The organism is Klebsiella sp. 2-CIP_Kleb. (assembly GCF_050378715.1).
GTDB classification, from domain to species: Bacteria; Pseudomonadota; Gammaproteobacteria; order Enterobacterales; family Enterobacteriaceae; genus Klebsiella; species Klebsiella quasipneumoniae.
Window position 1 is genome coordinate 195,136 of the sequence record NZ_JBNRLG010000004.1, and the last position, 21,421, is coordinate 216,556.

At 60.7% G+C, this 21,421-nt stretch carries 16 protein-coding genes; 7 read left to right on the forward strand and 9 right to left on the reverse strand.

Annotation, left to right across the window (positions count from 1 at the left end; all coding sequences use genetic code 11):
* Positions 1-153: 153 nt before the first annotated feature.
* From hmsP to ACQUTP_RS16070, 3 genes are all read left to right on the forward strand, one after another.
* On the forward strand, positions 154-2,160 hold the full coding sequence (hmsP, locus tag ACQUTP_RS16060; protein ID WP_017900004.1) for a biofilm formation regulator HmsP: 2,007 nt from the start codon (positions 154-156) through the stop codon (positions 2,158-2,160).
* Between the two features lie 156 nt (positions 2,161-2,316).
* Positions 2,317-3,603, forward strand: coding sequence for a dicarboxylate/amino acid:cation symporter (locus tag ACQUTP_RS16065; RefSeq protein WP_004204966.1), 1,287 nt, complete (start codon positions 2,317-2,319; stop codon positions 3,601-3,603).
* Positions 3,604-3,822: 219 nt separating this feature from the next.
* Positions 3,823-5,334 (forward strand): M16 family metallopeptidase, encoded by a 1,512-nt coding sequence (locus tag ACQUTP_RS16070; protein WP_004204964.1) that lies wholly within the window; start codon positions 3,823-3,825, stop codon positions 5,332-5,334.
* Between the two features lie 54 nt (positions 5,335-5,388).
* On the opposite strand, the gene ACQUTP_RS16075 is transcribed toward ACQUTP_RS16070, so the two are convergent.
* Complete coding sequence (locus ACQUTP_RS16075; protein WP_064794983.1) at positions 5,389-6,318, reverse strand: sugar kinase; 930 nt, start codon at positions 6,316-6,318, stop codon at positions 5,389-5,391.
* A gap of 194 nt (positions 6,319-6,512) precedes the next feature.
* Between ACQUTP_RS16075 and ACQUTP_RS16080 the strand changes: the two genes are divergently transcribed.
* Positions 6,513-8,564 carry an AsmA family protein gene (locus ACQUTP_RS16080; protein ID WP_285756472.1) on the forward strand — a complete coding sequence of 684 codons (2,052 nt, stop codon included), beginning with the start codon at positions 6,513-6,515 and terminating at the stop codon, positions 8,562-8,564.
* A 37-nt stretch (positions 8,565-8,601) separates the two neighbouring features.
* Here the strand turns inward: ACQUTP_RS16080 and ACQUTP_RS16085 are convergent, their stop codons facing one another.
* The 3 genes from ACQUTP_RS16085 to ACQUTP_RS16095 all read right to left on the reverse strand — a co-directional run bounded on the left by ACQUTP_RS16085 (position 8,602) and on the right by ACQUTP_RS16095 (position 12,233).
* The gene (locus ACQUTP_RS16085) at positions 8,602-9,924 is read right to left on the reverse strand and encodes an MFS transporter (protein ID WP_017900001.1); all 1,323 of its coding nucleotides are present in this window, start codon (positions 9,922-9,924) and stop codon (positions 8,602-8,604) included.
* Between the two features lie 271 nt (positions 9,925-10,195).
* The gene (yhjD, locus tag ACQUTP_RS16090) at positions 10,196-11,227 is read right to left on the reverse strand and encodes an inner membrane protein YhjD (RefSeq protein ID WP_004204960.1); all 1,032 of its coding nucleotides are present in this window, start codon (positions 11,225-11,227) and stop codon (positions 10,196-10,198) included.
* 106 nt (positions 11,228-11,333) lie between these two features.
* Complete coding sequence (locus tag ACQUTP_RS16095) at positions 11,334-12,233, reverse strand: LysR family transcriptional regulator (protein ID WP_004204959.1); 900 nt, start codon at positions 12,231-12,233, stop codon at positions 11,334-11,336.
* Between the two features lie 119 nt (positions 12,234-12,352).
* On the opposite strand from ACQUTP_RS16095, the gene ACQUTP_RS16100 reads away from it, so the two are divergent.
* A complete protein-coding gene (locus ACQUTP_RS16100) occupies positions 12,353-13,111 on the forward strand; it encodes an SDR family NAD(P)-dependent oxidoreductase (RefSeq protein WP_205437472.1) in 759 nt (252 codons plus the stop codon).
* Positions 13,112-13,145: 34 nt separating this feature from the next.
* On the opposite strand, the gene ACQUTP_RS16105 is transcribed toward ACQUTP_RS16100, so the two are convergent.
* From ACQUTP_RS16105 to ACQUTP_RS16115, 3 genes are all read right to left on the reverse strand, one after another.
* A complete protein-coding gene (locus ACQUTP_RS16105; RefSeq protein ID WP_017899999.1) occupies positions 13,146-13,679 on the reverse strand; it encodes a GNAT family N-acetyltransferase in 534 nt (177 codons plus the stop codon).
* Between the two features lie 66 nt (positions 13,680-13,745).
* Positions 13,746-15,398: an alpha,alpha-trehalase gene (locus ACQUTP_RS16110; RefSeq protein ID WP_428902439.1), complete on the reverse strand. Its 1,653-nt coding sequence runs from the start codon at positions 15,396-15,398 to the stop codon at positions 13,746-13,748.
* 239 nt (positions 15,399-15,637) lie between these two features.
* Positions 15,638-16,786, reverse strand: a complete 1,149-nt coding sequence (locus ACQUTP_RS16115) for an iron-containing alcohol dehydrogenase (RefSeq protein ID WP_004204948.1) — start codon at positions 16,784-16,786, stop codon at positions 15,638-15,640.
* Between the two features lie 126 nt (positions 16,787-16,912).
* Here ACQUTP_RS16115 and ACQUTP_RS16120 point away from each other — a divergent pair, with 126 nt between their 5' ends.
* Positions 16,913-17,536: a glutathione S-transferase family protein gene (locus tag ACQUTP_RS16120; protein ID WP_023319290.1), complete on the forward strand. Its 624-nt coding sequence runs from the start codon at positions 16,913-16,915 to the stop codon at positions 17,534-17,536.
* 53 nt (positions 17,537-17,589) lie between these two features.
* Here ACQUTP_RS16120 and gorA read toward each other — a convergent pair whose 3' ends face one another.
* Positions 17,590-18,942, reverse strand: coding sequence for a glutathione-disulfide reductase (gene gorA / locus ACQUTP_RS16125; RefSeq protein WP_023291278.1), 1,353 nt, complete (start codon positions 18,940-18,942; stop codon positions 17,590-17,592).
* A gap of 72 nt (positions 18,943-19,014) precedes the next feature.
* Complete coding sequence (locus ACQUTP_RS16130; protein ID WP_004204945.1) at positions 19,015-19,857, reverse strand: 23S rRNA (adenine(2030)-N(6))-methyltransferase RlmJ; 843 nt, start codon at positions 19,855-19,857, stop codon at positions 19,015-19,017.
* Positions 19,858-20,050: 193 nt separating this feature from the next.
* Between ACQUTP_RS16130 and ACQUTP_RS16135 the strand changes: the two genes are divergently transcribed.
* Entirely contained in the window at positions 20,051-21,322 is a 1,272-nt protein-coding gene (locus tag ACQUTP_RS16135) for an acid phosphatase (protein WP_285756468.1), read from the forward strand.
* Positions 21,323-21,421 lie beyond the last annotated feature (99 nt).

The following is a 21,421-nucleotide window of genomic DNA, read 5'->3' on the forward strand; positions in this document are numbered from 1 at the left end:
GGTCTCTCCGGCGTCTGCGTCACCGCGCGGAAATATCCCGTCACTTCATCCCTCGCGGGCGTGGGCGAAGGATTTGAGTATATAATCAGCCTGAAACGACCGGGATTGAAGGATTGATACCGGGTATGCATTCAGTATCAGTGGAGAACACCGTTGCGCGTCAGCCGTTCACTTACAATCAAACAGATGGCGATGGTCGCGAGCGTGTCCATGGCCTTTGTATTGGTTTTTTGCACTATTTTGCTGTTTCACTTTGTGCAACAGAGTCGCTTTACCACGGCCACGCAGTTAGAAAGTATCGCGCGATCCGTTCGCGAACCGCTGTCGGCGGCTATTCTGAAAGCCGATATTCCGGAAGCGGAAGCTATTTTAAGCCGTATCCAGCCTGCTGGCATCGTCAGCCGGGCGGATGTGGTCTTGCCCAACCAGTTCCAGGCGTTACGGATGCGGTTTATCCCCGAGCGGTCGGTGCCGGTGACCATCACCCGGCTATTTGAGCTGCCGGTGCAGATTTCGCTGCCCATTTATTCGCTGGAGCGGCCGGCCAACCCGCAGCCGCTGGCCTATCTGGTGCTGCAGGCCGATTCCTATCGCATGTATAAATTCGTCATGAGCGCCCTTGCCACGTTAGTGACTGCTTACTTACTTCTGGTGCTGATGTTGACGGTGGCGCTCACCTGGTGCATCAACCGGCTGATGGTTCGCCCTCTGCGGCGTATCGCCCGCGAGCTGAACGATCTCTCCCAGCAGGAGCGTCTTGGGCATCAGCTGACCCTCCCGCGCCTGCACCATGACGACGAGATCGGCATGCTGGTGCGCAGCTATAACCGCAACCAGCAGAGCCTGGTGCGCCAGCATGATGAGCTGTCCATCCAGTCGACCCGCTTCCCGGTCTCCGAGCTGCCGAATAAAGCCTTTTTGCTGGCGATGCTGGAGCAGACGGTGGCCCGCCCGCAGAGCGCCGCGCTGATCGTCGTCGCCTGTGAAACCCTGCAGGACGCCGCCGGCGTGCTCAAGGAGAGCCAGCGCGAAATGCTGCTCCTGACGCTGGTGGAGAAGCTGCGCGCCGCGATCCCGCCGCAGATGGTGCTGGCTCAGGTGAGCGGCTATGACTTCGCCATTCTCGCCGATGGCCTCGCCGAATCCTGGCAGGCGGTGACGTTAAGTAAGCAAGTGCTCACTATTATTAATGAACGTTTGCCGCTGCATGGTCTGCAGCTGCGACCCTACGCCAGCGTCGGGATCGCCATGTTCCACCCCGGCCTCAGCGCCGAACAGTTTTACCGGCGCGCGGTGTCGGCCGCCGTCACCGCGAGACGCAAAGGTAAAAACCAGATTGAGTTCTTCGATCCCGAGCAGATGGAAAAGGCCCAGCGTCGGCTGATGGAAGAGCACGATATTATGACCGCCCTCGACAACCAGCAGTTCGCTATCTGGCTGCAACCGCAGGTGGCCTGCGCCAGCGGCGAGATCTGCGGCGCCGAGGTGCTGCTGCGTCAGCGGCAGGCGGATGGCAGCTGGTCGCTACCGCCGGCGCTGATTGAACGCATTGAGTCCTGCGGGCTGATTATCCCGGTCGGCTACTGGGTGATGGAAGAGGCCTGCCGCCAGCTGGCTGCCTGGCAAAGCCAGGGGATTATGCTGCCGCTGTCGGTCAATGTTTCGCTGCTTCAGCTGCTGGAGCACGATCGCGGCGAGGAGATGCTGAAGCTGATCGCCCGCTACCGCATCGCGCCGGGTACTTTAATCCTCGAGGTGACGGAGAGCTGCCGGATGGACGATCCGCAGGACGTGATGGCGCGGTTGCGGCCTCTGCGCGAGGCCGGGGTACGTATTGCGCTGGATGATTTTGGCATGGGTTACGCCGGGTTGCACCAGCTGCAGCAGATGAAGGCCCTGCCGGTGGATATCCTGAAAATCGATAAGGTATTCATCGATATGCTGCCGGAGGATGTCAGCATGGTGCCGGCGATGATCCAGCTCGCGCGCGGCCTGTCGCTACGTATCGTGGCGGAAGGGGTGGAGAACGAGGCCCAGTACCGCTGGTTGCAAGCCGCCGGCGTCGAGGTGCTCCAGGGCCATCTGTTCGGTTGCGCTTTACCGCAGGAGGCGTTCAGCGCGCGCTATCTCTCCCCGGTCCGGGAGGATGCAAATTTGTAAATGTTTTGTTGACTTGTGCGAGTCAGCTCAAAGATTTTAACAATTGCGTTGCACTTTCGGCGTTAGTTATTTCTGAAATGTTTCCAGGGTGTTATTTTTAAGCCACAGACGTCAAATATCCCTTCTTGCTCTGTGGTTATTCCCAAAGGACACCCTATGAAAACCTCTATCTTTAAAAGCCTCTATGTCCAGGTTCTGACGGCCATAGCGATCGGTATTCTGCTGGGCCATTTTTACCCGGAACTGGGCGCGCAAATGAAACCCTTCGGCGACGCCTTCGTTAAGCTGATTAAAATGGTGATTGCTCCGGTTATCTTCTGTACCGTCGTGACGGGGATCGCCGGGATGGAGAGCATGAAAGCCGTTGGCCGTACCGGGGCGGTAGCGCTACTCTATTTCGAAGTGGTCAGCACCATCGCGCTGATTATCGGTCTGATTATCGTCAACGTGGTGCAGCCGGGGGCCGGGATGAACGTCGACCCGTCGACGCTCGATGCGAAAGCGGTGGCGGTGTACGCTGAGCAGGCGAAAGACCAGGGGGTGGTGGCCTTTTTACTGGATGTGATCCCGGGCAGCGTCATTGGCGCCTTCGCCAGCGGCAACATCCTGCAGGTTCTGCTGTTCGCCGTTCTGTTTGGCTTTGCCCTGCATCGTCTGGGCAGCAAGGGCCAGCTGATTTTCAACGTCATTGAAAGTTTCTCGCAGGTCATCTTCGGCATCATCAATATGATCATGCGCCTGGCGCCGATCGGCGCCTTCGGGGCCATGGCCTTCACCATCGGTAAATATGGCGTCGGCACCCTGGTGCAGCTGGGGCAGCTGATCATCTGCTTCTATATCACCTGTATCCTGTTCGTGGTGCTGGTGCTGGGGAGCATCGCCCGGGCCACCGGCTTCAGCATCTTTAAATTTATCCGCTATATCCGTGAAGAGCTGCTGATCGTGCTGGGGACCTCCTCATCCGAATCGGCGCTGCCGCGCATGCTCGACAAGATGGAGAAGCTCGGCTGTCGTAAGTCGGTGGTGGGCCTGGTGATCCCGACCGGCTATTCGTTTAACCTCGACGGCACCTCTATCTATCTGACGATGGCGGCGGTGTTTATCGCCCAGGCGACCAACAGCCATATGGATATTTTCCATCAAATCACCCTGCTGGTGGTGCTGCTGCTCTCCTCGAAAGGGGCGGCGGGAGTGACCGGCAGCGGCTTCATCGTGCTGGCGGCGACCATCTCGGCGGTTGGGCATTTACCGGTCGCTGGCCTGGCGCTGATCCTCGGTATCGACCGCTTTATGTCCGAAGCCCGCGCTTTGACTAACCTGGTCGGTAACGGCGTCGCCACGGTGGTGGTGGCAAAATGGGTGAAAGAACTCGATGCCAAACAGATGGATGATGTGCTGAATAACCGTGTTCCCGCGAACAAAACGCACGAATTATCCTCTTAAATCCTCCTCTTAGGCCCGTACTCCCTTGCTGGAGTACGGGCTCCTGCGCATAATTAGAGGTCATTTCCGCCCGGCGGGAATGACACGAAATGATTATTTTACGTTGTCATGCGACATTTTCGTCTCCGTGTGGTCTAACCGACGTATTTCACTCTCACTTTTTTCGGCAGCCCGTCAGTGGGATGCTGTTGTAACCAGGAATGTTCATCAGGGGTTCACATGCAGGGCACAACAATTAAACTCTTAACGGGCGGTTTGCTGATGGTAGCGGCGGCCGGTTATGTGCAGGCAGAAGCGCTCCAGCCTGATCCGGCCTGGCAACAAGGGACCTTAGCGAATGGGTTGTCGTGGCAGGTGCTGGCCACGCCGCAGCGTCCCAGCGACCGTATCGAAGTCCGTCTGTCCGTGAATATTGGCTCGCTGAGCGAAAGCACTCAGCAGAGCGGTTTCAGCCGTTTTATTCCCCGTCTGGCGTTGACGCAAAGCGGCAGCCTGCCGACGATGCAGGCGCGCTCGCTGTGGCAGCAGAGTATTGACCCGAAGCGTCCTCTGCCGCCGGCCATCGTCTCCTACGATTACACGATGTTTAATCTCAGCCTGCCGAATAACCGCAACGATCTGCTGAAAGAGGCGCTGAGCTGGCTGGCGGACGCCAGCGGTAAACTGACCATTACGCCTGAATCGATCAATCACGCGCTGCAGGGCAGCGACATGGTGGCGACCTGGCCGCTGGATACCAAAGAGGGCTGGTGGCGCTATCGCCTGAAGGGCTCCACCATGCTGGGCCACGATCCCGCCGCGCCGCTGAAGCAGCCGATCGACGTGGCGCAGCTGAAAGACTTTTATCAAAAATGGTACACCCCTGACGCCATGACGCTGATCGTGGTGGGTAACGTCGACAGCCGCAGCGTCGCTGAGCAAATCAGCAAGACCTTTGGCGATCTGAAGGGGAAGCGGGAAACGCCGGCGGCGGTGCCGACCTTATCGCCGCTGCCCACCGTGCCGGTCAGCATCATGACCAGCGCCGTGCGCCAGGACAAACTGTCCATCATGTGGGACGCCCCCTGGCAGCCGATCCGCGATTCCGCAGCGCTGCAGCGCTACTGGCGCGACGACCTCGCCCGCGAAGCGCTGTTCTGGCACGTGCAGCAGAGCCTGAGCAAAAATAACGTCAAGGATATTGGGCTTGGTTTCGACTGCCGGGTGCTCTATCAGCGCGCGCAGTGCGCCATCAATATCGAATCGCCGGGCGAGCGCCTGAATAACAATCTGAGCGTGGTTTCGCGCGAATTGGCGAAAGTGCGCGACAACGGCCTGCCGCAGGAGGAGTTTGACGCGCTTATCGCCCAGAAAAGCCTCGAGCTGCAGAAGCTGTTTGCCACCTATGCGCGCACCGATACCGACATTCTGATGAGCCAGCGCATGCGCTCCCTGCAAAATCAGGTGGTGGATATCGCGCCGGAGCAGTACCAGAAGCTGCGTCAGGAGTTCCTCAACTCCCTGACGGTGGACATGCTGAACCAGTACCTGCGTCAGCAACTCTCTCAGGATATGGCGCTGGTGTTACAGCAGCCGAAAGGCGAACCGGAATACAACATGAAGGAGCTGCAGGCCACGTGGGAAAAACTGATGGCGCCGAGTCCGGCGAGTCCGGCGGCCGCAGCGACCAGCGGCAGCGCCGATACGGTTGACGCCCACAGCGAGGCCAGCGACATCCCGTCGGGGCAGTAACCTGACGCCTCTCCGGCGCGCCAGCGGCGGCCGGAGAGCGCTTACAGGTGAGGATTATTGCGGCATCGCTTCCCGCGGGATGATCGCCCCGCGATACTGGATCACCGTGCTGGCGGTCAGATGTCCGCGTCTGGCGGCGGATTCAGCATCGCCGCCGGTCAGGCGAACGGCCAGATAGCCGGCGCTGAAGGAGTCGCCGGCGGCGGTGGTATCCACCACCTTCTCTTTGGCCAGCTTGACGGCCGGCACTTCCCGCAGCGGTTGCCCGCTAACCGAGACCAGGCAGGCATCCGCTCCGCGCTTCACCACCACCTCTTCCACGCCGGCGGCGTGGGTGCGGGCGATCACCTCGGCGACCGGTTTTTCCCCCCACAGCGCGTCTTCATCGTCGAGGGTCAGAAACGCGATATCGGTGCAGGCGAGCATCTCCTGATAAACCTGCTGCGTCTCCGCCTGGCTGACCCACAGGCGCGGGCGATAGTTGTTGTCGAAGATCACCTTGCCGCCGTTGGCGCGGCACTCACGCAGCAGCGTGAACAACGTTGCACGACTGACCGGGCTGAGAATGGCGAGGCTGATACCGCTCAGATAGAGATAGTCGAAAGTGGCCAGCTCTTCGCAAATCGCCGCTGCGCGATCGCTCTCCAGCCAGAATTTTGCCGCCGCCTCGTTGCGCCAGTAGTAGAAGGTGCGCTCGCCGGCGTCATCGGTTTCAATGTAATACAGCCCCGGCAGGCGGTCGGCCATCCGCTGGATAAGATCGATGTTGACGTTTTCCTGCTGCCAGCTGTCGAGCATCTGCTGGCTGAACGCATCGGTTCCCAGCGCGGTGACGTAGTGGACGCTCAGCGCGCTGGCATCTGTCTGCCGCGCGATATAGACCGAAGTGTTTAAGGTATCGCCGCCAAAGCCGCGGTTAACGGCCCCGTTCTTCTCTGACAGCTCAATCATGCATTCGCCAATGACGGCAATTTTTTTAGACATAGCCAGAACCTGCAATGGAATCGATATAAGCGCTAGTGTGCGCTGCGCTGTTTTGCTGGTCAATCATATTAAAACATCGTTCCATTATTTTTTTGACCTGACGCGCGTAATGTGACGAAAAGCGCATTTCCAGGAGAAACGCCGCTTTTTGACTATATTCAGGACTGACGTGATGCAAAAGGAGCGGAGTAGGGATGAGCAGAACCCGTAAAACGTTGGTAATCATCACAGGAACGATACTGTTGCTGATCGTTCTCTTCTTTATCGTGCTGGCCACCTTTGACTGGAACCGGCTGAAGCCGACGATCAATCAGAAAGTGTCTGCCGAGCTGAACCGCCCGTTCGCCATCCGCGGCGATCTCGGCGTGGTCTGGGAGCGTCAGCCGGAGGAGCGCGGCTGGCGCAGCTGGATCCCGTGGCCCCATGTGCACGCGGAGGATATCGTGCTGGGCAATCCGCCGGCCATTCCCCAGGTGACCATGATCCACCTGCCGCGGGTGGAGGCGACCCTCGCCCCGCTGGCGCTGCTGAGCAAAACGGTGTATCTGCCGTGGATCAAGCTGGAACGGCCCGACGTGCGGCTGATCCGCCTGGCGGAAGACAACAATAACTGGACCTTTCAGCTGGCTGGCGATCGGCGTGCCGCGGGGGACAGCGCCCCCGTCAGCTGGTCTTTCCGCCTTGATAATATTCTTTTCGACCGCGGGACTATCGCTATCGATGACAAGATCACCCGCAGCGATATTACCATCCTCGTCGATCCCCTAGGCAAACCGCTACCGTTCAGCGAAGTCACCGGCACGAAGGATCGGCAGAGCGCGGCGAAACCAGGCGACTACGTCTTTGGCCTGTCGCTGAAGGGCCGCTACAAGGGCCAGCCGGTTAGCGGCAACGGTAAAATCGGCGGTATGCTGGCCCTGCGCAGCGCAAGCACGCCTTTCCCGCTGCAGGGCGACTTCCGCTCCGGCAATACGCGGGTGGCGTTTAGCGGTACGGTCAGCGACCCGCTCAACGTCGGTGGCATTGACCTGCGGCTGAAATTCGCCGGCGATTCGCTGCGCGACCTCTACGACCTGACCGGCGTGCTGCTGCCGGAGACGCCGTCGTTCTCCACCGACGGCCACCTGCGCGCCGACTTTAAGCAGAAAAACCGCATGCGCTTTGACTATCAGGATTTTAACGGCCGGATCGGCGATAGCGACATTCATGGCTCCCTGACCTATACCACTGGCAAACCGCGACCGAAGCTCAGCGGCGACATGGAGTCGAAGCAGCTGCGGCTGGCGGATCTCGGGCCGTTAATCGGCGTCGACTCCGGCAAAGGGACGAAGAAAAGCGCTGCGCGCCAGGCGGGCGACCGACCGCAGCCGGCGGGTAAAGTGTTGCCAGCGGACCGCTTTGAAACCGATAAATGGCAGGTGATGGATGCCGATGTGCGCTTTAAGGGCCGGAGAATTGAGCACGGCGGCACGCTGCCGATCAGCGATCTGGCGACCCACGTGATCCTGGAGGATGGCGACCTGCGCCTGCAGCCGGTGCGTTTTGGCCTGGCCAACGGGTCGATTGCCGGCAGCGTGCACCTGCAGGGCGATAAAAAGCCGCTGCAGGGTGAGGCTAATCTGCAGGCGCGGCGCCTGAAGCTGAAGGCGCTGATGCCGAACGTCGAGATGATGCAGAAAACCCTCGGCGAGATGAATGGCGACGTTCAGCTGCGCGGCAGCGGCAACTCGGTGGCGGCCCTGCTCGGCAACAGCAACGGCAACCTGAAGCTGCTGATGAACGACGGCCTGATCAGTCGCAACCTGATGGAAATTCTCGGCCTTAACGTCGGCAACTACCTGATCGGCCAGATTTTTGGCGATGAGGAGGTTCGGGTGAACTGCGCGGCGGCCAATATTGACGTGACCAACGGCGTCGCCCGGCCGCAGATTTTTGCCTTCGATACGGAAAACGCGCTGATCAATGTGACCGGGACCGCCAGCTTCGCCTCCGAGCAGCTGGACCTGACCATCGATCCGGAAAGCAAAGGCTTCCGGGTGATCACCCTGCGTTCCCCGCTGTATGTTCGCGGCACCTTTAAATCGCCGCAGGCGGGGGTGAAGGCCGGGCCGCTGATTGTCCGCGGCGCGGTAGCGGCGGCGCTGGCCACCCTGGTGACCCCGGCTGCCGCGCTGCTGGCGCTGGTTTCTCCGGCGGAGGGCGATAGCAACCAGTGCCGGACCATTTTGTCGCAGATGAAAAAGTAGGAGAGCGCCCTGACGCCAGCGGCGTCAGGGCGAAGGATCACAACGACTGGTGGCGGGTCTCGTGGGTCAGCAGCAGGGCGATCAGCGTCAGCGCCGCCATCGCCGCCAGATAGGTGCCGACCGCCGCGAGGCCATAGTTGCCCTGCAGCCAGGCGGCAATGTACGGCGCCACCGAGGCGCCGAGGATCGACGACACGTTATAGGAGAACGATGCCCCGGTGTAGCGCACTTCGGTCGGGAACAGCTCCGGCAGCAGCGCGCCCATCGGGCCAAAGGTCAGTCCCATCAGGCTTAAGCCCAGCAGCAGGAAGGCGAAGACCAGCAGCGGATTGCCGGAGCCCAGCAGCGGTTTAAAGGCGAACAGGGCGAACAAAATAATCATCGTGGTGATGATAATCATGCTCTTACGACGACCAAAGGCATCCGCCAGCAGGCCGGCGATCGGCACCATCACGCCAAAGCCAATCACCGCCATCATCAGCATCCACAGCACTTCGTTACGCGGCAGGCCCAGGCCATTCGGCGCCGCGCCGGTGCTGAAGGTCATCGAGTAGACGGTCATGATGTAGAACAGGGTATAGGTTGCCAGCATGATGAAGGTGCCCAGCACCGTCACGCGAACGTGTTTGGTCAACAGGGTACCCAGCGGGATTTTGACCTGTTTTTTCGCCGCCGCCACTTTGGCGAAGACCGGGGTCTCATGCAGCGAAACGCGAACATAAAGACCGATGATCACCAGCACCGCGGAGAAGATAAACGGCACACGCCAGCCCCACTCCATAAACTGCTGATCGGTTAACAGCCAGGAAAGCAGCAGGAAGGTGCCGTTGGCGAAGAAGAAGCCGATCGGCGCGCCCAGCTGCGGGAAGGAGCCGTACAGGGCGCGCTTGCGCGCCGGGGCGTTTTCCGTAGCCAGCAGCGCCGCGCCGCCCCATTCCCCTCCGAGGCCAAGTCCCTGACCGAAGCGCGCCAGCGCCAGCAGCATCGGCGCGACAATGCCAATGCTTTCATAGCCGGGCAGCAGGCCGATCACCACGGTGGAGATCCCCATGGTTAACAGCGAAGCCACCAGGGTAACCTTGCGGCCGACGCGATCGCCGAAGTGGCCAAACAGCGCGGAGCCGATTGGCCGGGCGACGAAGGCGATGGCGAAGGTGGCCAGCGATTGCAGGGTGGCCGCGGCGGCATCGCCCTGCGGGAAGAAGATATGCGGGAAGACGATGACCGCGGCAGTGGCATAAATGTAGAAGTCGAAAAACTCAATGGCGGTGCCAATGAGCGAGGCGACAACGACTTTATTGCGTGAGTTGACCGGGGCGGTTTCCTGCGTGTTTTCGAGTGTGGTGGCTGTGGCTTGCATAGATCTTTCTTATTTTTGCGCGAACGAAAAGCCATATAGCCACAGCCACAGGGACATTTCAATCTGTAACAAACGAGGAGAATGAGCAAAAAAGCGGCAAAAAGCGGATAATTTTTACGCCAGAAAAAATAGTTCTATGAAATGCTTCACACAATTAAAAGGATAGAGAATAAAACCAGTTTTTCGTTAAATAAAAGTTACGCGCTGGATTTATCTGCTGAAATCAAGCGCGAGGATGAATTTTGCCTCTTTTATTCATCCTCGCAATACGTCAGCGGTGGGTTTTGCCCGGCATCCGTCGGTCGTCTTTATACTCCGCGGTGGCGATCCACGCGGCGCAGAACAGCGTCAGGCGGGCAAAGAAATAGAAAAAGGCCATCAGCCCGAGCACCGATCCGAACGCCGCCCCGGAGGGGGATTTCACCAGCGCCGGCAGCGTCCAGGTCATGACGATTTTGATGATTTCAAAGCCAATCGCCGCGATAAGCGTGCCGCGAAACAGGGCCTTGCGCCGCGGACGATGGCGCGGCAGCCGCCAGAAGATCCAGAAAAAGAGCAGATAGTTGGCAAAAATAGAGATGGCGAGACCGATCAGCCGCCAGGCGGGTTTCAGCCATTCAATATTGTCCAGATACAGCGCGGAGATAATCAACTGCTGGGCGGAACCGGCGACAGAGGTGATCGACAGCGTAATAATCAGCGCCACCAGCAGACCGATCAGCGAGATAAGATCGCGGAAGTATTTTATCCAGATTTTCTCCTCGTCCTGCGGCCGGCGCTCCCAGACGTCGCGTGACTGAGCGCGGATCGCTTCGCGCAGGTTGCCCATCCAGTTAATACCGGAATAGAGCGCCACCAGCAGGCCGACCACACCGACGGCGGTGCGCTGCTGCACCGCGGTGTTGATGGTGTTTTTCAGCGTCGCCGCCAGCGTCGGGTCGCTGACGTTTTGCAGAATTTTGTCGAAAATGTCCTGCAGCAGGGTCGGATGCCAGGCCAGAACGAAGCCGGCGGCGGCAAATGAGACCATCAGGATCGGGATCATCGACAGGAACGAGAAATAGGTGATGGCCGCGCCGAACTGATTTCCCAGCCGGTCGTTGAAGCGCTCTGCGGCGCGTAGCAGGTGGGCGATCACCGGGTTGCGCTGCACTTTAGCCGCCGTTCCGGTGACGGTCTTCAGCGCCTGGCTGGCTTTTTGGCCGACGGCCGTGTCATTGAGGGCGTCGAGGGGGCTTTTGCTTTTCTCCGGCTGCGTGTCCGGTTCCTGTGGTGGGCGTCGATCGTCGTTTTCCGGCGTCATACGTAATTTCTTCCTTTTTTACCGCGAGATTCAGCAAAAAGTATACCTTAAATGCCGTATCCTGCAGGAACGCATCTGCCCGCCCCCCGTTCACCCTCCGCGCGGATCAATCGACGTAATCTTTCATCAGCCCGCCCAGCCACTCCATAAACAGATGCACGCGGCGGGAGAGATTGCGCCGGTGCGGGTAGATAAGCGAGACCGGCAGCGGCTCAGCGCGGTACTGGGGCAGGATCTCGATCAGTTCGCCGGCGCGTAACGCCTCGCGCACGCCGGTGCGCGGCACCTGAATAATTCCCAGCCCGGCGATACAGGCCGCCTGATAGGTTTCCGTGCTGTTGACCGTCAATATGCCGCCGCTTTTTACCCAGCGCACGGCGCCGTCGATCACCACCTCGAAGCCGGAAGGACGGACCCCGAGAGTGCTGGCGTAGTGGATCAGGGCATGATCCGCCAGATCCTCCAGGGATTGCGGGTAGCCAAAACGGGCCAGGTAGTCCGGGCTGGCGCAGTTAATTTGCGTCAGCTTGCCCAGTGGGCGGGCGATAAGCCCGGAGTCTTTGAGCGCGCCGACGCGCACCACGCAGTCAAACCCCTCGCGGATCACGTCCACCAGCCGGTCGCTGCTGCTCAGCTCCAGTTCGATGCCCGGATACTGCTGCAAAAAAGTCGGCAGATGCGGGATAACCAGCTTTTTGGCAAAACCGACCGGCATATCCACCCGCAGCCGGCCGCTGATGCTCGCCGGATCGTGCTGGAACATCCCGTCCAGTTCGTCGAGGTTGCTCAGCAGATCCTTCGCCCGCTCGTAGTAGACCATCCCATCCTGGGTGAGCTGAACCCGACGGGTGGTACGGTGCAGGAGCCGCACGCCAAGATGGCTTTCCAGGGCCTGAATCTGCCGCGAGACGCTGCCTTTCGGCAGCGCCAGGGTCTCGGCGGCGCGGGAGAAGCTCTCCAGATCCGCTACGCGAATGAATAACTGCATTGCATGAATTTTATCCATGCCGATGGCCTATTGTTGTTGAGAATGAAACAGTAAAACGTAATGTAGCGTATTTATTGTTTTACTGGCAGTTAATAAGCTAGAACACAATCACAACGCAACCTGAAAGGGGTCTTCTGATGACACAACGTATCGCTTTAGTGACCGGCGGCAGCCGTGGCCTGGGTAAAAACGCCGCGTTGAAGCTGGCGGCGAAGGGAACCGACATTCTTCTGACCTATCACAGCAACCGCCAGGCGGCTCTCGATGTGGTGGCGGAGATTGAGCAAAAAGGGGTCAAGGCGGCAGCATTGGCGCTGAACGTCGGCGATTCCTCAACATTCGACGCCTTTGCCAGCGAGGTGGCGCAGGTGCTGGCGCAGAAGTGGGGACGCACTACCTTTGATTATTTACTGAACAACGCTGGGATCGGCCTCAACGTCCCCTTCGCCGAGACCAGTGAAGCGCAGTTTGACGAGCTGATGAACATCCAGTTCAAAGGGCCGTTTTTTCTGACCCAGCGGCTGCTGCCCCTCCTGCAGGACGGGGGGCGGATCCTTAATGTCTCCAGCGGCCTGGCGCGCTTTGCCCTGCCGGGCTATGCGGCCTACGCCGCGATGAAGGGGGCGATGGAGGTCCTGACCCGCTATCAGGCGAAAGAGCTGGGCGGACGGGAGATATCGGTGAACATCATCGCGCCGGGGGCCATTGAGACCGATTTTGGCGGCGGGGAGGTGCGTGATAACGCCGAGGTGAATCGGCATATCGCCGCCCAGACCGCGCTGGGGCGCGTCGGGCTACCGGATGATATCGGCGACGCCATCGCCGCCCTGCTCAGCGATGAGCTGGCGTGGATGAACGCGCAGCGTGTGGAAGTCTCGGGAGGGATGTTCCTCTGAACCCCGCTGTCATCAGACCGTGAGCGGCGGCGCGCTAGGGCGCATCGCCCTCCGCGCGCAGCCGACCGAACAGCCAGTCGTTGTGCCAGCGTCCGTTGAGCCAGTAGTTCTCCCGCAGCTCCCCCTCCAGCCGGAACCCGGCTTTGAGCAGTAACTGCTTAGACGCCTCGTTGCCGGCGGTGACGGTGGCGGTCAGGCGGCGGACGCCGCCGGTGGTGAAGGCGTAGTCGCACAGCGCGCGCAGCGATTCGTAGCCGTAGCCCCGGCCCTGCGCCGCCGGGGCGAAGAGAAAGCCGACCTCGGCTATGTCGCGCTGATGATGTAGGTAACCGGTGAGGCCGAGCGGGGTATGGGTCAGCCTGTCGCGCACCACCAGGCACAGCCAGTGTGCATCCCCGGGCGTCCACGGCGGCAGCCGCGAATCGAACGCCTCGCGGATGGCCGCCTGCGGCCGGGGGTCGGCCACATAGAGCATGACCTGCGGATCCTGCTGCAGGGAAAGAAAAAACGACCAGTCGTCCAGCTGCAGCGGTGAGCAGCGCAGGCGCGGCGTCAGAAGTTCAGGCATAAGCGTCATTCCGGGCAGGGCGAATCCCCTGAACATAGCAGGAGAAGGCCGCCGGGAACAGCCCGACTAGGTTGGCTCACCGTACAGGCCAATCAGCCGGCGCACCACGCCGTTGGTCCAGCCGAAGCCATCCTGCAGGGGATACTCCCCGCCGCCGCCCTCATGCGGCACGCCGGTGGCGATGTGGTATTTCTCAATCAGCTTGTGGTGCTGCTTGTAGAAGTGGTTGACCGTCTGCAGCCAGCTCCAGGCGATCTCATCTCCCAACGGATCCTGACCGTAGCGTTTAAATCCCTGCACCGCCATCCACTGCAGCGGCGCCCAGCCGTTGGGTTTATCCCACTGCTCGCCGCTTTCGTATTCGGTGGCCATGATCCCTCCGGGGGTGAGCAGGCGGGCCCGCACCGCATCGGCAAGGCGTTCCGCCTGTTCGTGGGTCGCCAGGCCGACGTAAAGGGTGACAATGCTGGCGGCGGAAAACAGCGCCAGCTGTTCGCGGCGCCAGTCATAATCGCGAAAACAGCCGTTCTCATCGTCCCACAGGTAGCGGTTAACCGCCGCCCGCCGATCCTGAGCCTTCTGGCGGAAGGCTGCTTCCGTCTCGCGATCGCCCTTCAGCCCGGAGAGGTTGGCGATGGTCGTCTCCAGCTTGAACAGGAAGGCGTTCAGGTCGATGGGGATAAACTGCGTGGTACGGATACTGGCCAGCCGCGTGATATCCCGCAGCCAGCGGCTGGAGTAGTCCCAGCCGGACGCGGCGCCCGCCCGCAGATCGCGGTAGACTTCATTAGCCGGCCGTCCCGAGTGGCGGGCGGTCTCCACGTCCTCGCGCCACGATTCATCCCGCGGCGTGTCCCGATCGTCCCAGTAGCGATTGAGCAAGGAGCCATCCGGCATGCGCACCACGTGCCGATACGCCTGATGCGGGATCAGCGACTCGGCGCCGTCCATCCAGAAGGCGTGCTCCATCTTCAGATGATCCAGATAGCGCTTCGCGCCGCGCACGCCGTCCTCTTCAAAAAGTTCGACCATCAGGGCGAACACCGGTGGCTGCGAGCGGCTGAGGTAGTAGGTGCGGTTGCCGTTCGGAATATGACCGTAGGTTTCAATCAGCCAGGCGAAGTTATCGGCCATGCATTTCAGCAGATCTTCCCGGCCGCTCTCCGCCAGCCCCAGCATGGTGAAATAAGAGTCCCAGTAATAGGTTTCGCTAAAGCGGCCGCCGGGGACGATATAGGCCTGCGGCAGCGCCAGCAGCGACGACCAGGGGATATGATCCTGAGGCTCGCGGGTCAGCACCGGCCACAGCTTATCGATGTGCTCTTTCAGCGTCAGGTTGGGGTCGGAGGTGTAAACGTCGGTCTGGCTCTCCGGCAGCCAGAAGTTGTCCTCAACGAACTGTCGTAGATCGAAATCGGGCTGACGTTTGACCTTCCGGTAGTTCCGCAGGATGTCCAGCGGGTCGTGCTTCGGCGCGCAGTCGGGAAACGTTTTGCTGTCGGCAAAAATGCGTGTTTTCTGCACGTTGGTAAACAGCTCAAGATAGCGATCCGCCGGGGTGAGGGCGTCAGACGCCGGAAGCCCCTCGATCACCTCAGGCTCCGGTTCAGCGTCAATCATCTCATCCAGCTTTAATTCGTACGGATCGGCTTCGTAGCAGGGATCGATGTCGATCCTTAACTCGTCGTCTTCAACGTGGCGTAATTTCTGGCTGAACATAGCGATACGGACCTCCGGATAGCGTGAGTTCGCGGCCGGGCGTACCCGGCCTTGTCTTTTAAGCGTAGACAGTCGCTTCGGTGAGTGTGAAGCAAACTGTGCGTTAGATCACGCTTTTCCGCCTGAAGGGGACGCCGTGATTTTTAAGTAACGCCTTGATAAATCATTAATAAGTCCGCGCTTGGGCGAAGATAAAATTCGGAGCATTCATTATGCAACAAAATTTTATCCCGGGGCGCTCACTCCCACGCCGCCTCCAGCATCTCCAGCAGCTGTTCGCTGCTCAGGCTGACCGGATTGGCCTTCATGGATGAGGAGGTGCTGGCGGCCAGCGCCGCCGGCTCCAGCGCGTCGCGCGCCACGCCGAGGTCGCGCAGGGTGCCGAGACCGGCGTGAAGGCTCCATTCCCGCAGACTGTCCCAGACCCGATCCGCCGGGACCTCCAGCCCGTCGGCCAGCCAGCGGCGAACGTCGTTGAAGCGCTGGCGCAGGGCGGGGTCGTTTATCTGCGACTCATTCAGCGCCAGCCCAAACGGCAGCAGGCTGCCGCACAGGGCACCGTGCGAGGCGCGGCTCAGGCCGCCCAGCGGGCCGGCGAGGCCGTGGATCACCCCCAGCCCGGCGTTCGCCAGCGCCAGTCCGCCGCACAGGCTGACCCAGGCCATCTCGTCGCGGCTGGCCGGGCACTCTTTTTCCATCAGAACCTTCAGCGCGCGGATACCCCGCGGGATCGCCTGTTGACAGAGGGCGTCGGTGAAAGGGGTGGCCCGGCTGCAGAGCCACGGCTCTATCACCTGGGTCAGGGCGTCAAGGCCGGAGCTCAGGGTGATACTCCGCGGCGCGTTGTCGGTTAGCGCCGGGTCGACAATCGCCAGGTCAGGCAGCATCCGGTCGTCGCGCAGGCTCACCTTCCGCTGCTGTTCCGGAACGTTGATCACCGCATTTTTGGTAACCTCCGCGCCCGTCCCGGCGGTGGTGGGGATCGCCACGAACGGCAGGGGACTGGCTTCCAGCTGACGGCCCGTTCCCACCACCTCCAGATAGTCGATCACCGGGCCGGTGGCGGGGACCAGCGCCGCAATCGCCTTACCGGCGTCAATCACCGCGCCGCCGCCGAGGCTGACCACCGCCCTGATCCCTTTCTCACGCGCCAGCTGGACGCCCTGCTCAATATCGCTAAGCCAGGGTTCGCGACTTATCGCCAGCGTCGTGACCGCAAGCTGCAGCGCCTCCAGCTGCTGGCGGAGAAACGCCGCCCGCTGCGGGCTGGCACCATGCACCAGCAGAATGGGACCACCCTGCTGCGCCAGCCAGGGGGCGGCGCTCTGGGCCTGACCGCGGCCAAAACGAATATTGGCGGGCATCAAAACGGTAAAAGGGGTCAACATGTCGGGTTCCTTTTCGGCAAACAGGCTGGAATCAACTATACACATTATCCAGCGCTCTGCCTTGTTGCTGGCTGGCAATAGAGTAGAGTGAATGAACTGTCTTTTATGGCTGAGGAATCGCTGACGATGCTAACAATTCTGGGCAAACGCTCTTCAATCAATGTACGGAAAGTGCTGTGGACCTGCGAGGAGATCGGGCTGGCGTACCAGCAGGAGGATTACGGCAGCGGGTTTAAGCCCCTGGACACCCCTGAATTTCAGCGCCTGAATCCTAACAGCCTGGTGCCGGTGCTGCTGGACGATGACTTTGTGCTCTGGGAGTCGAACAGCATCTGCCGCTATCTGGCGCGGAAAGCGGAGCGCTGGGATCTGCTGCCCGCTGAGCCGCAGCCCGCCGCCGAGGTGGAGCACTGGATGGACTGGCAGGCGACCGAGTTCAATAATGCCTGGCGCCATGCCTTTATGGGGCTGGTGCGTAAAGATCCTCGCTTTCAGGATCCGGCGGCGATTAAAGAGAGCATTGCCACCTGGACCCACTGTGTGCGCATTGTCGAGGCGCAGTTGCAGCGTACCGGGGCGTGGATAGCCGGCGAGCGCTTCACCCTGGCCGATATCGTGCTGGGGCTGTCGGTGCATCGCTGGAAGATGACGCCCTTTGCGCATCCGGAAATGCCGGCCGTGGAGCGCTGGTATATGGCGCTCAATCAGCGCCCGGCGTTTATGCGCCATGGCAATAACGGCGTGGCCTGAGCATAAAAAAAGAAGCCCCTCAGGGCTTCTTTTTATCATCCGGCGCTCGCGTGTTAGCGCATGGTGACGAACTCTTCTGCCGCCGTCGGGTGAATAGCGACGGTATTGTCGAAGTCTTTTTTGGTAGCGCCCATCTTCAACGCCACCGCAAAGCCCTGCAGCATCTCATCCATTCCGAAGCCGATGCCGTGGATGCCGACAATCTTCTCTTCCGGGCCAACGCACACCAGCTTCATGCGGCACGGCTGGCGGTGCGAGGTGACGGCGGTGTACATCGCGGTGAAGGAGGATTTGTAGACCTTCACCGCGTCGTCGCCATACTGCTCGCGCGCCTGCGGCTCGGTTAAGCCGACGGTGCCGATAGGCGGGTGGCTGAAGACCACGGTCGGAATATTGTTGTAGTCCAGATGCTCTTCTGGCTTGTTGTTAAACAAGCGTTCGGAGAGGCGACGGCCTGCGGCCACGGCCACCGGGGTCAGTTCGACGGCGCCAGTGTTATCGCCCACGGCGTAGATGCCCGGCACGCTGGTGTTCTGGAACTTATCGACGACGATGTAGCCTTTATCGTCGGTTTTCACGCCGGTAGCCGCCAGGTTGAAGTTATCGGTCGCCGGTTCGCGGCCAATCGCCCAGATCAGGCAGTCAACGGTCTGGCTGCGGCCATCTTCCAGCTCAAGGGTCAGGCTACCGTCGGCATGCTTCACCACCGCTTTCGGGATGGCGTTGGTATGCAGCTGCGGACCTTCGGCGTTCATCACTTCCACCAGCGTTTCGACGATCAGCGGATCGAAGCTGCGCAGCGGCGCGTGCTTACGCACGAACAGGTGGGTCTCAGCGCCGAGGCCGTTAATCACCCCCGCCAGTTCAACGGCGATGTAGCCCGCGCCGACCACCGCCACGCGCTTCGGCAGCGCCGGCAGTTCGAAGAAACCGTCGGAATCAATACCGTATTCCACGCCCGGAATGTTCGGGTGGCTCGGACGGCCGCCGGTGGCGATCAGGATATGATCGGCGGTAATGGTCTCGCCGTTCACTTCCACGGTGTGGGCATCGACAAAACGCGCAAACCCTTTGATCACGTCGACGTTATTCTTACCCAGCACGTTGTCGTAGGAGGTATGAATGCGGTCGATATAGGCGCTGCGGCTGGCGACCAGCTTCTCCCAGTCGAAATGGTTGATGGTGGTATCGAAACCGTAGTCCGGGCCGTAAAGATGAATGGCTTCGCGGATCTGCGCCGCATGCCACATCACTTTTTTCGGCACGCAGCCGACGTTGACGCAGGTGCCGCCCAGCGCTTTGGCTTCAATCAGCGCGCACTTCTGGCCGTACATGGCCGCACGGTTAATCGAGGCGATACCGCCGCTACCGCCGCCGATGGCGAGGTAATCATAATGTTTGCTCATGCCCATATGTCCTTAATCGTTGATTGCCGCGATTGTAGCGCGAGGCGTAAAAGGTTCCACCGATGGTTGCGATTACTCCGGCACGATCCAGCTGACGGTCGTGTGACCGGTACCGGCCGGCACCAGCTTGCTGTGTAGCCACGGCAGCACATTGTTCATCTGCTGCTCCAGCTTCCACGGCGGGTTGATGACGATCATCCCGGAGGCGGTCATGCCGCGCTGGTCGCTGTCCGGACGCACCGCCAGCTCGATTTGCAGAATTTTGCGGATACCTGTGGCTTCTAAATCTTTGATCATGCGTTTTATTTGCGCGCGCAGCACCACCGGATACCACAGCGCGTAGGTGCCGGTGGCGAAGCGTTTATAGCCTTCGTTAATCCCGGTCACCACCGCCTGATAGTCGGTTTTAATTTCGTACGGCGGGTCGATCAGAATCAGACCGCGGCGCGAGACCGGCGGCAGCTTAGCTTTCAGCTGCTGGTAGCCATCGGCTTTATCGACGCGCGCGCGGCTGTCTTTCTGGAACTCGGCGCGCAGCAGCGGGAAGTCGCTCGGGTGCAGCTCGGTCATCTGCAGGCTGTCCTGCTCGCGGAGCAGCTGGCGGGCGATCAGCGGGGAGCCCGGGTAGTAGCGCAGCTGGCCGTTACGGTTGAAGTGTTCGACCACCGAAATATAGGGCTCAAGCTCTGCCGGCAGGTCGTCCTGCTGCCAGATTCGGGCGATGCCTTCAAGATACTCGCCGGTACGCTCGGCGTGCTCGCCGCTCAGCTGATAGCGGCCCGCGCCGGCGTGGGTGTCCAGGTAGAGAAACGGTTTTTCTTTCTCTTTCAGCGCTTCGATGATCAGGCTCTGAACGGTGTGTTTGAGGACGTCGGCGTGGTTGCCTGCGTGAAAGCTGTGGCGATAACTGAGCATGGATGCAGAGATTCCGGGAAATAAACAAGTTAACCGATAGTTTACCGCAGATCGGCCGAGATTACCGCTGCGCCGCCGCGCTGTTTCATTTCTGCCAAAAGCGTTGCAAAACATAACGCTGTCATAAAAGCGTCAAACGGCCGCGCTAGCGTCGGATACAGGCAAGGTAATTGTTTGAATAAAAGGAAAAATAATGAAAAATCAACTCTCGCTGCTGGCCGTGGCGCTGCTGCTGGCGCAACCGGTTCTGGCTAAAGACATCCCGCTGAACAGGGCGGCGGCCCTCGCCAATAGCGTGACGCCGGCTGCCTCCAGCCAGGCGTATGGCGATCTTGAGCAACAGGCGCTGGCGCAGCTGCGCCACGCTCTGCAGGGGGATGCCGCCGCGCTGACACGCGATCGGCTGGCGCACGCGAAACAAAACAAAACCCAGGCCGATACCGCCTGGCTGAAGGCCAGCGGCTATGACTTCCAGACCCGGGCCAATCAGCAGGCGGGCATTGCGCTGCTGTCGGCGTTCAGCAGCCTGCCGGAGACCGTCGTGCAGCAGAATCTGGCGATGGTGACCGCCATTAACCGCGACGCCGTACAGACCACCCGCCGTCAGGCGCTGGCAGATGCGGAAGGGATTAGCTACCTCTACTTCCTCAGCGACGCGCTGGGGCCGCGGCTGGGCAACGCGTTTCTGACCGCCTATGACCAGGGCGCGCTGGGGAAAGCGGCGGCGCTGATCAAAGCCTCGGAGGTCAGCACCGGCGAGGCGAAAAAGCACTACAACAATCCGCGGCCGTTTCTGGTGCAGGGCAACACCATTCACCTGGTGCCGGACGACGTGGTGGTGAAGGATAACCAGCCCTATACCGCCGACGGCGGCTCGTTCCCCAGCGGTCACACCAACACTGGCTATACTGATGCGCTGCTGCTGGCGGCGATGATCCCGGAGCGCTACGACGCGCTGGTGGCGCGCGGCGCACGCTATGGCTATTCGCGCATCGTGCTGGGTGTCCACTATCCCCTGGATGTGATCGGCTCGCGGATGGTGGCCGAGCGCAACGTGGCCCATTATCTTAACGATCCGCGCTACCGGGTATTATTTAACGAAGCCCGCGATCAGCTGCGCGCCGCGCTGGCGAAAGCCTGCGGCACATCGCTTGCCGAGTGCGCGAAGAGCAGCGTGAAAGACGATCCCTGGCGCGATCCGGCGATGCGTGATTTCACTCGTTTCACCATGACCTACGACCTGCCGCGGCAGACGGGGCCGCAGCCGCGCCTGCAGGTGCCGAAGGGGGCGGAAGTGCTGCTGGAGGCTGCCCTGCCGCAGCTGTCTGCGGCCCAGCGTCGGGCGCTGATGGTCAATACCGCGCTGCCGGCGGGCTACCCGCTGTCCGGCACCACCCCCGAGCAGCAGTTCTGGCAGCGGGTAAATCTGTCGGCGGCCTGGGAAATGGCGCAAAAAGGGCATTAATGCGGTTTCCGGCACGCTGCACCGCGTGCCGCGTTTTTCCGGCAACGGGCGGACTTATCGCAGCAATACCCAGGCTGACGCACCGCCCGTCATTGAAAT

Bases quoted from the DNA above. Each gene is read 5' to 3' on its own strand.
- gorA (WP_023291278.1), bottom strand. From the start codon at position 18,942: ATGAGCAAACATTATGATTACCTCGCCATCGGCGGCGGTAGCGGCGGT.
- ACQUTP_RS16100 (WP_205437472.1), top strand. From the start codon at position 12,353: ATGACACAACGTATCGCTTTAGTGACCGGCGGCAGCCGTGGCCTGGGT.
- ACQUTP_RS16080 (WP_285756472.1), top strand. From the start codon at position 6,513: ATGAGCAGAACCCGTAAAACGTTGGTAATCATCACAGGAACGATACTG.
- ACQUTP_RS16130 (WP_004204945.1), bottom strand. From the start codon at position 19,857: ATGCTCAGTTATCGCCACAGCTTTCACGCAGGCAACCACGCCGACGTC.
- ACQUTP_RS16120 (WP_023319290.1), top strand. From the start codon at position 16,913: ATGCTAACAATTCTGGGCAAACGCTCTTCAATCAATGTACGGAAAGTG.
- ACQUTP_RS16075 (WP_064794983.1), bottom strand. From the start codon at position 6,318: ATGTCTAAAAAAATTGCCGTCATTGGCGAATGCATGATTGAGCTGTCA.
- ACQUTP_RS16095 (WP_004204959.1), bottom strand. From the start codon at position 12,233: ATGGATAAAATTCATGCAATGCAGTTATTCATTCGCGTAGCGGATCTG.
- ACQUTP_RS16135 (WP_285756468.1), top strand. From the start codon at position 20,051: ATGAAAAATCAACTCTCGCTGCTGGCCGTGGCGCTGCTGCTGGCGCAA.
- ACQUTP_RS16065 (WP_004204966.1), top strand. From the start codon at position 2,317: ATGAAAACCTCTATCTTTAAAAGCCTCTATGTCCAGGTTCTGACGGCC.
- ACQUTP_RS16085 (WP_017900001.1), bottom strand. From the start codon at position 9,924: ATGCAAGCCACAGCCACCACACTCGAAAACACGCAGGAAACCGCCCCG.
- ACQUTP_RS16110 (WP_428902439.1), bottom strand. From the start codon at position 15,398: ATGTTCAGCCAGAAATTACGCCACGTTGAAGACGACGAGTTAAGGATC.
- ACQUTP_RS16115 (WP_004204948.1), bottom strand. From the start codon at position 16,786: ATGTTGACCCCTTTTACCGTTTTGATGCCCGCCAATATTCGTTTTGGC.
- ACQUTP_RS16105 (WP_017899999.1), bottom strand. From the start codon at position 13,679: ATGCCTGAACTTCTGACGCCGCGCCTGCGCTGCTCACCGCTGCAGCTG.
- ACQUTP_RS16070 (WP_004204964.1), top strand. From the start codon at position 3,823: ATGCAGGGCACAACAATTAAACTCTTAACGGGCGGTTTGCTGATGGTA.
- yhjD (WP_004204960.1), bottom strand. From the start codon at position 11,227: ATGACGCCGGAAAACGACGATCGACGCCCACCACAGGAACCGGACACG.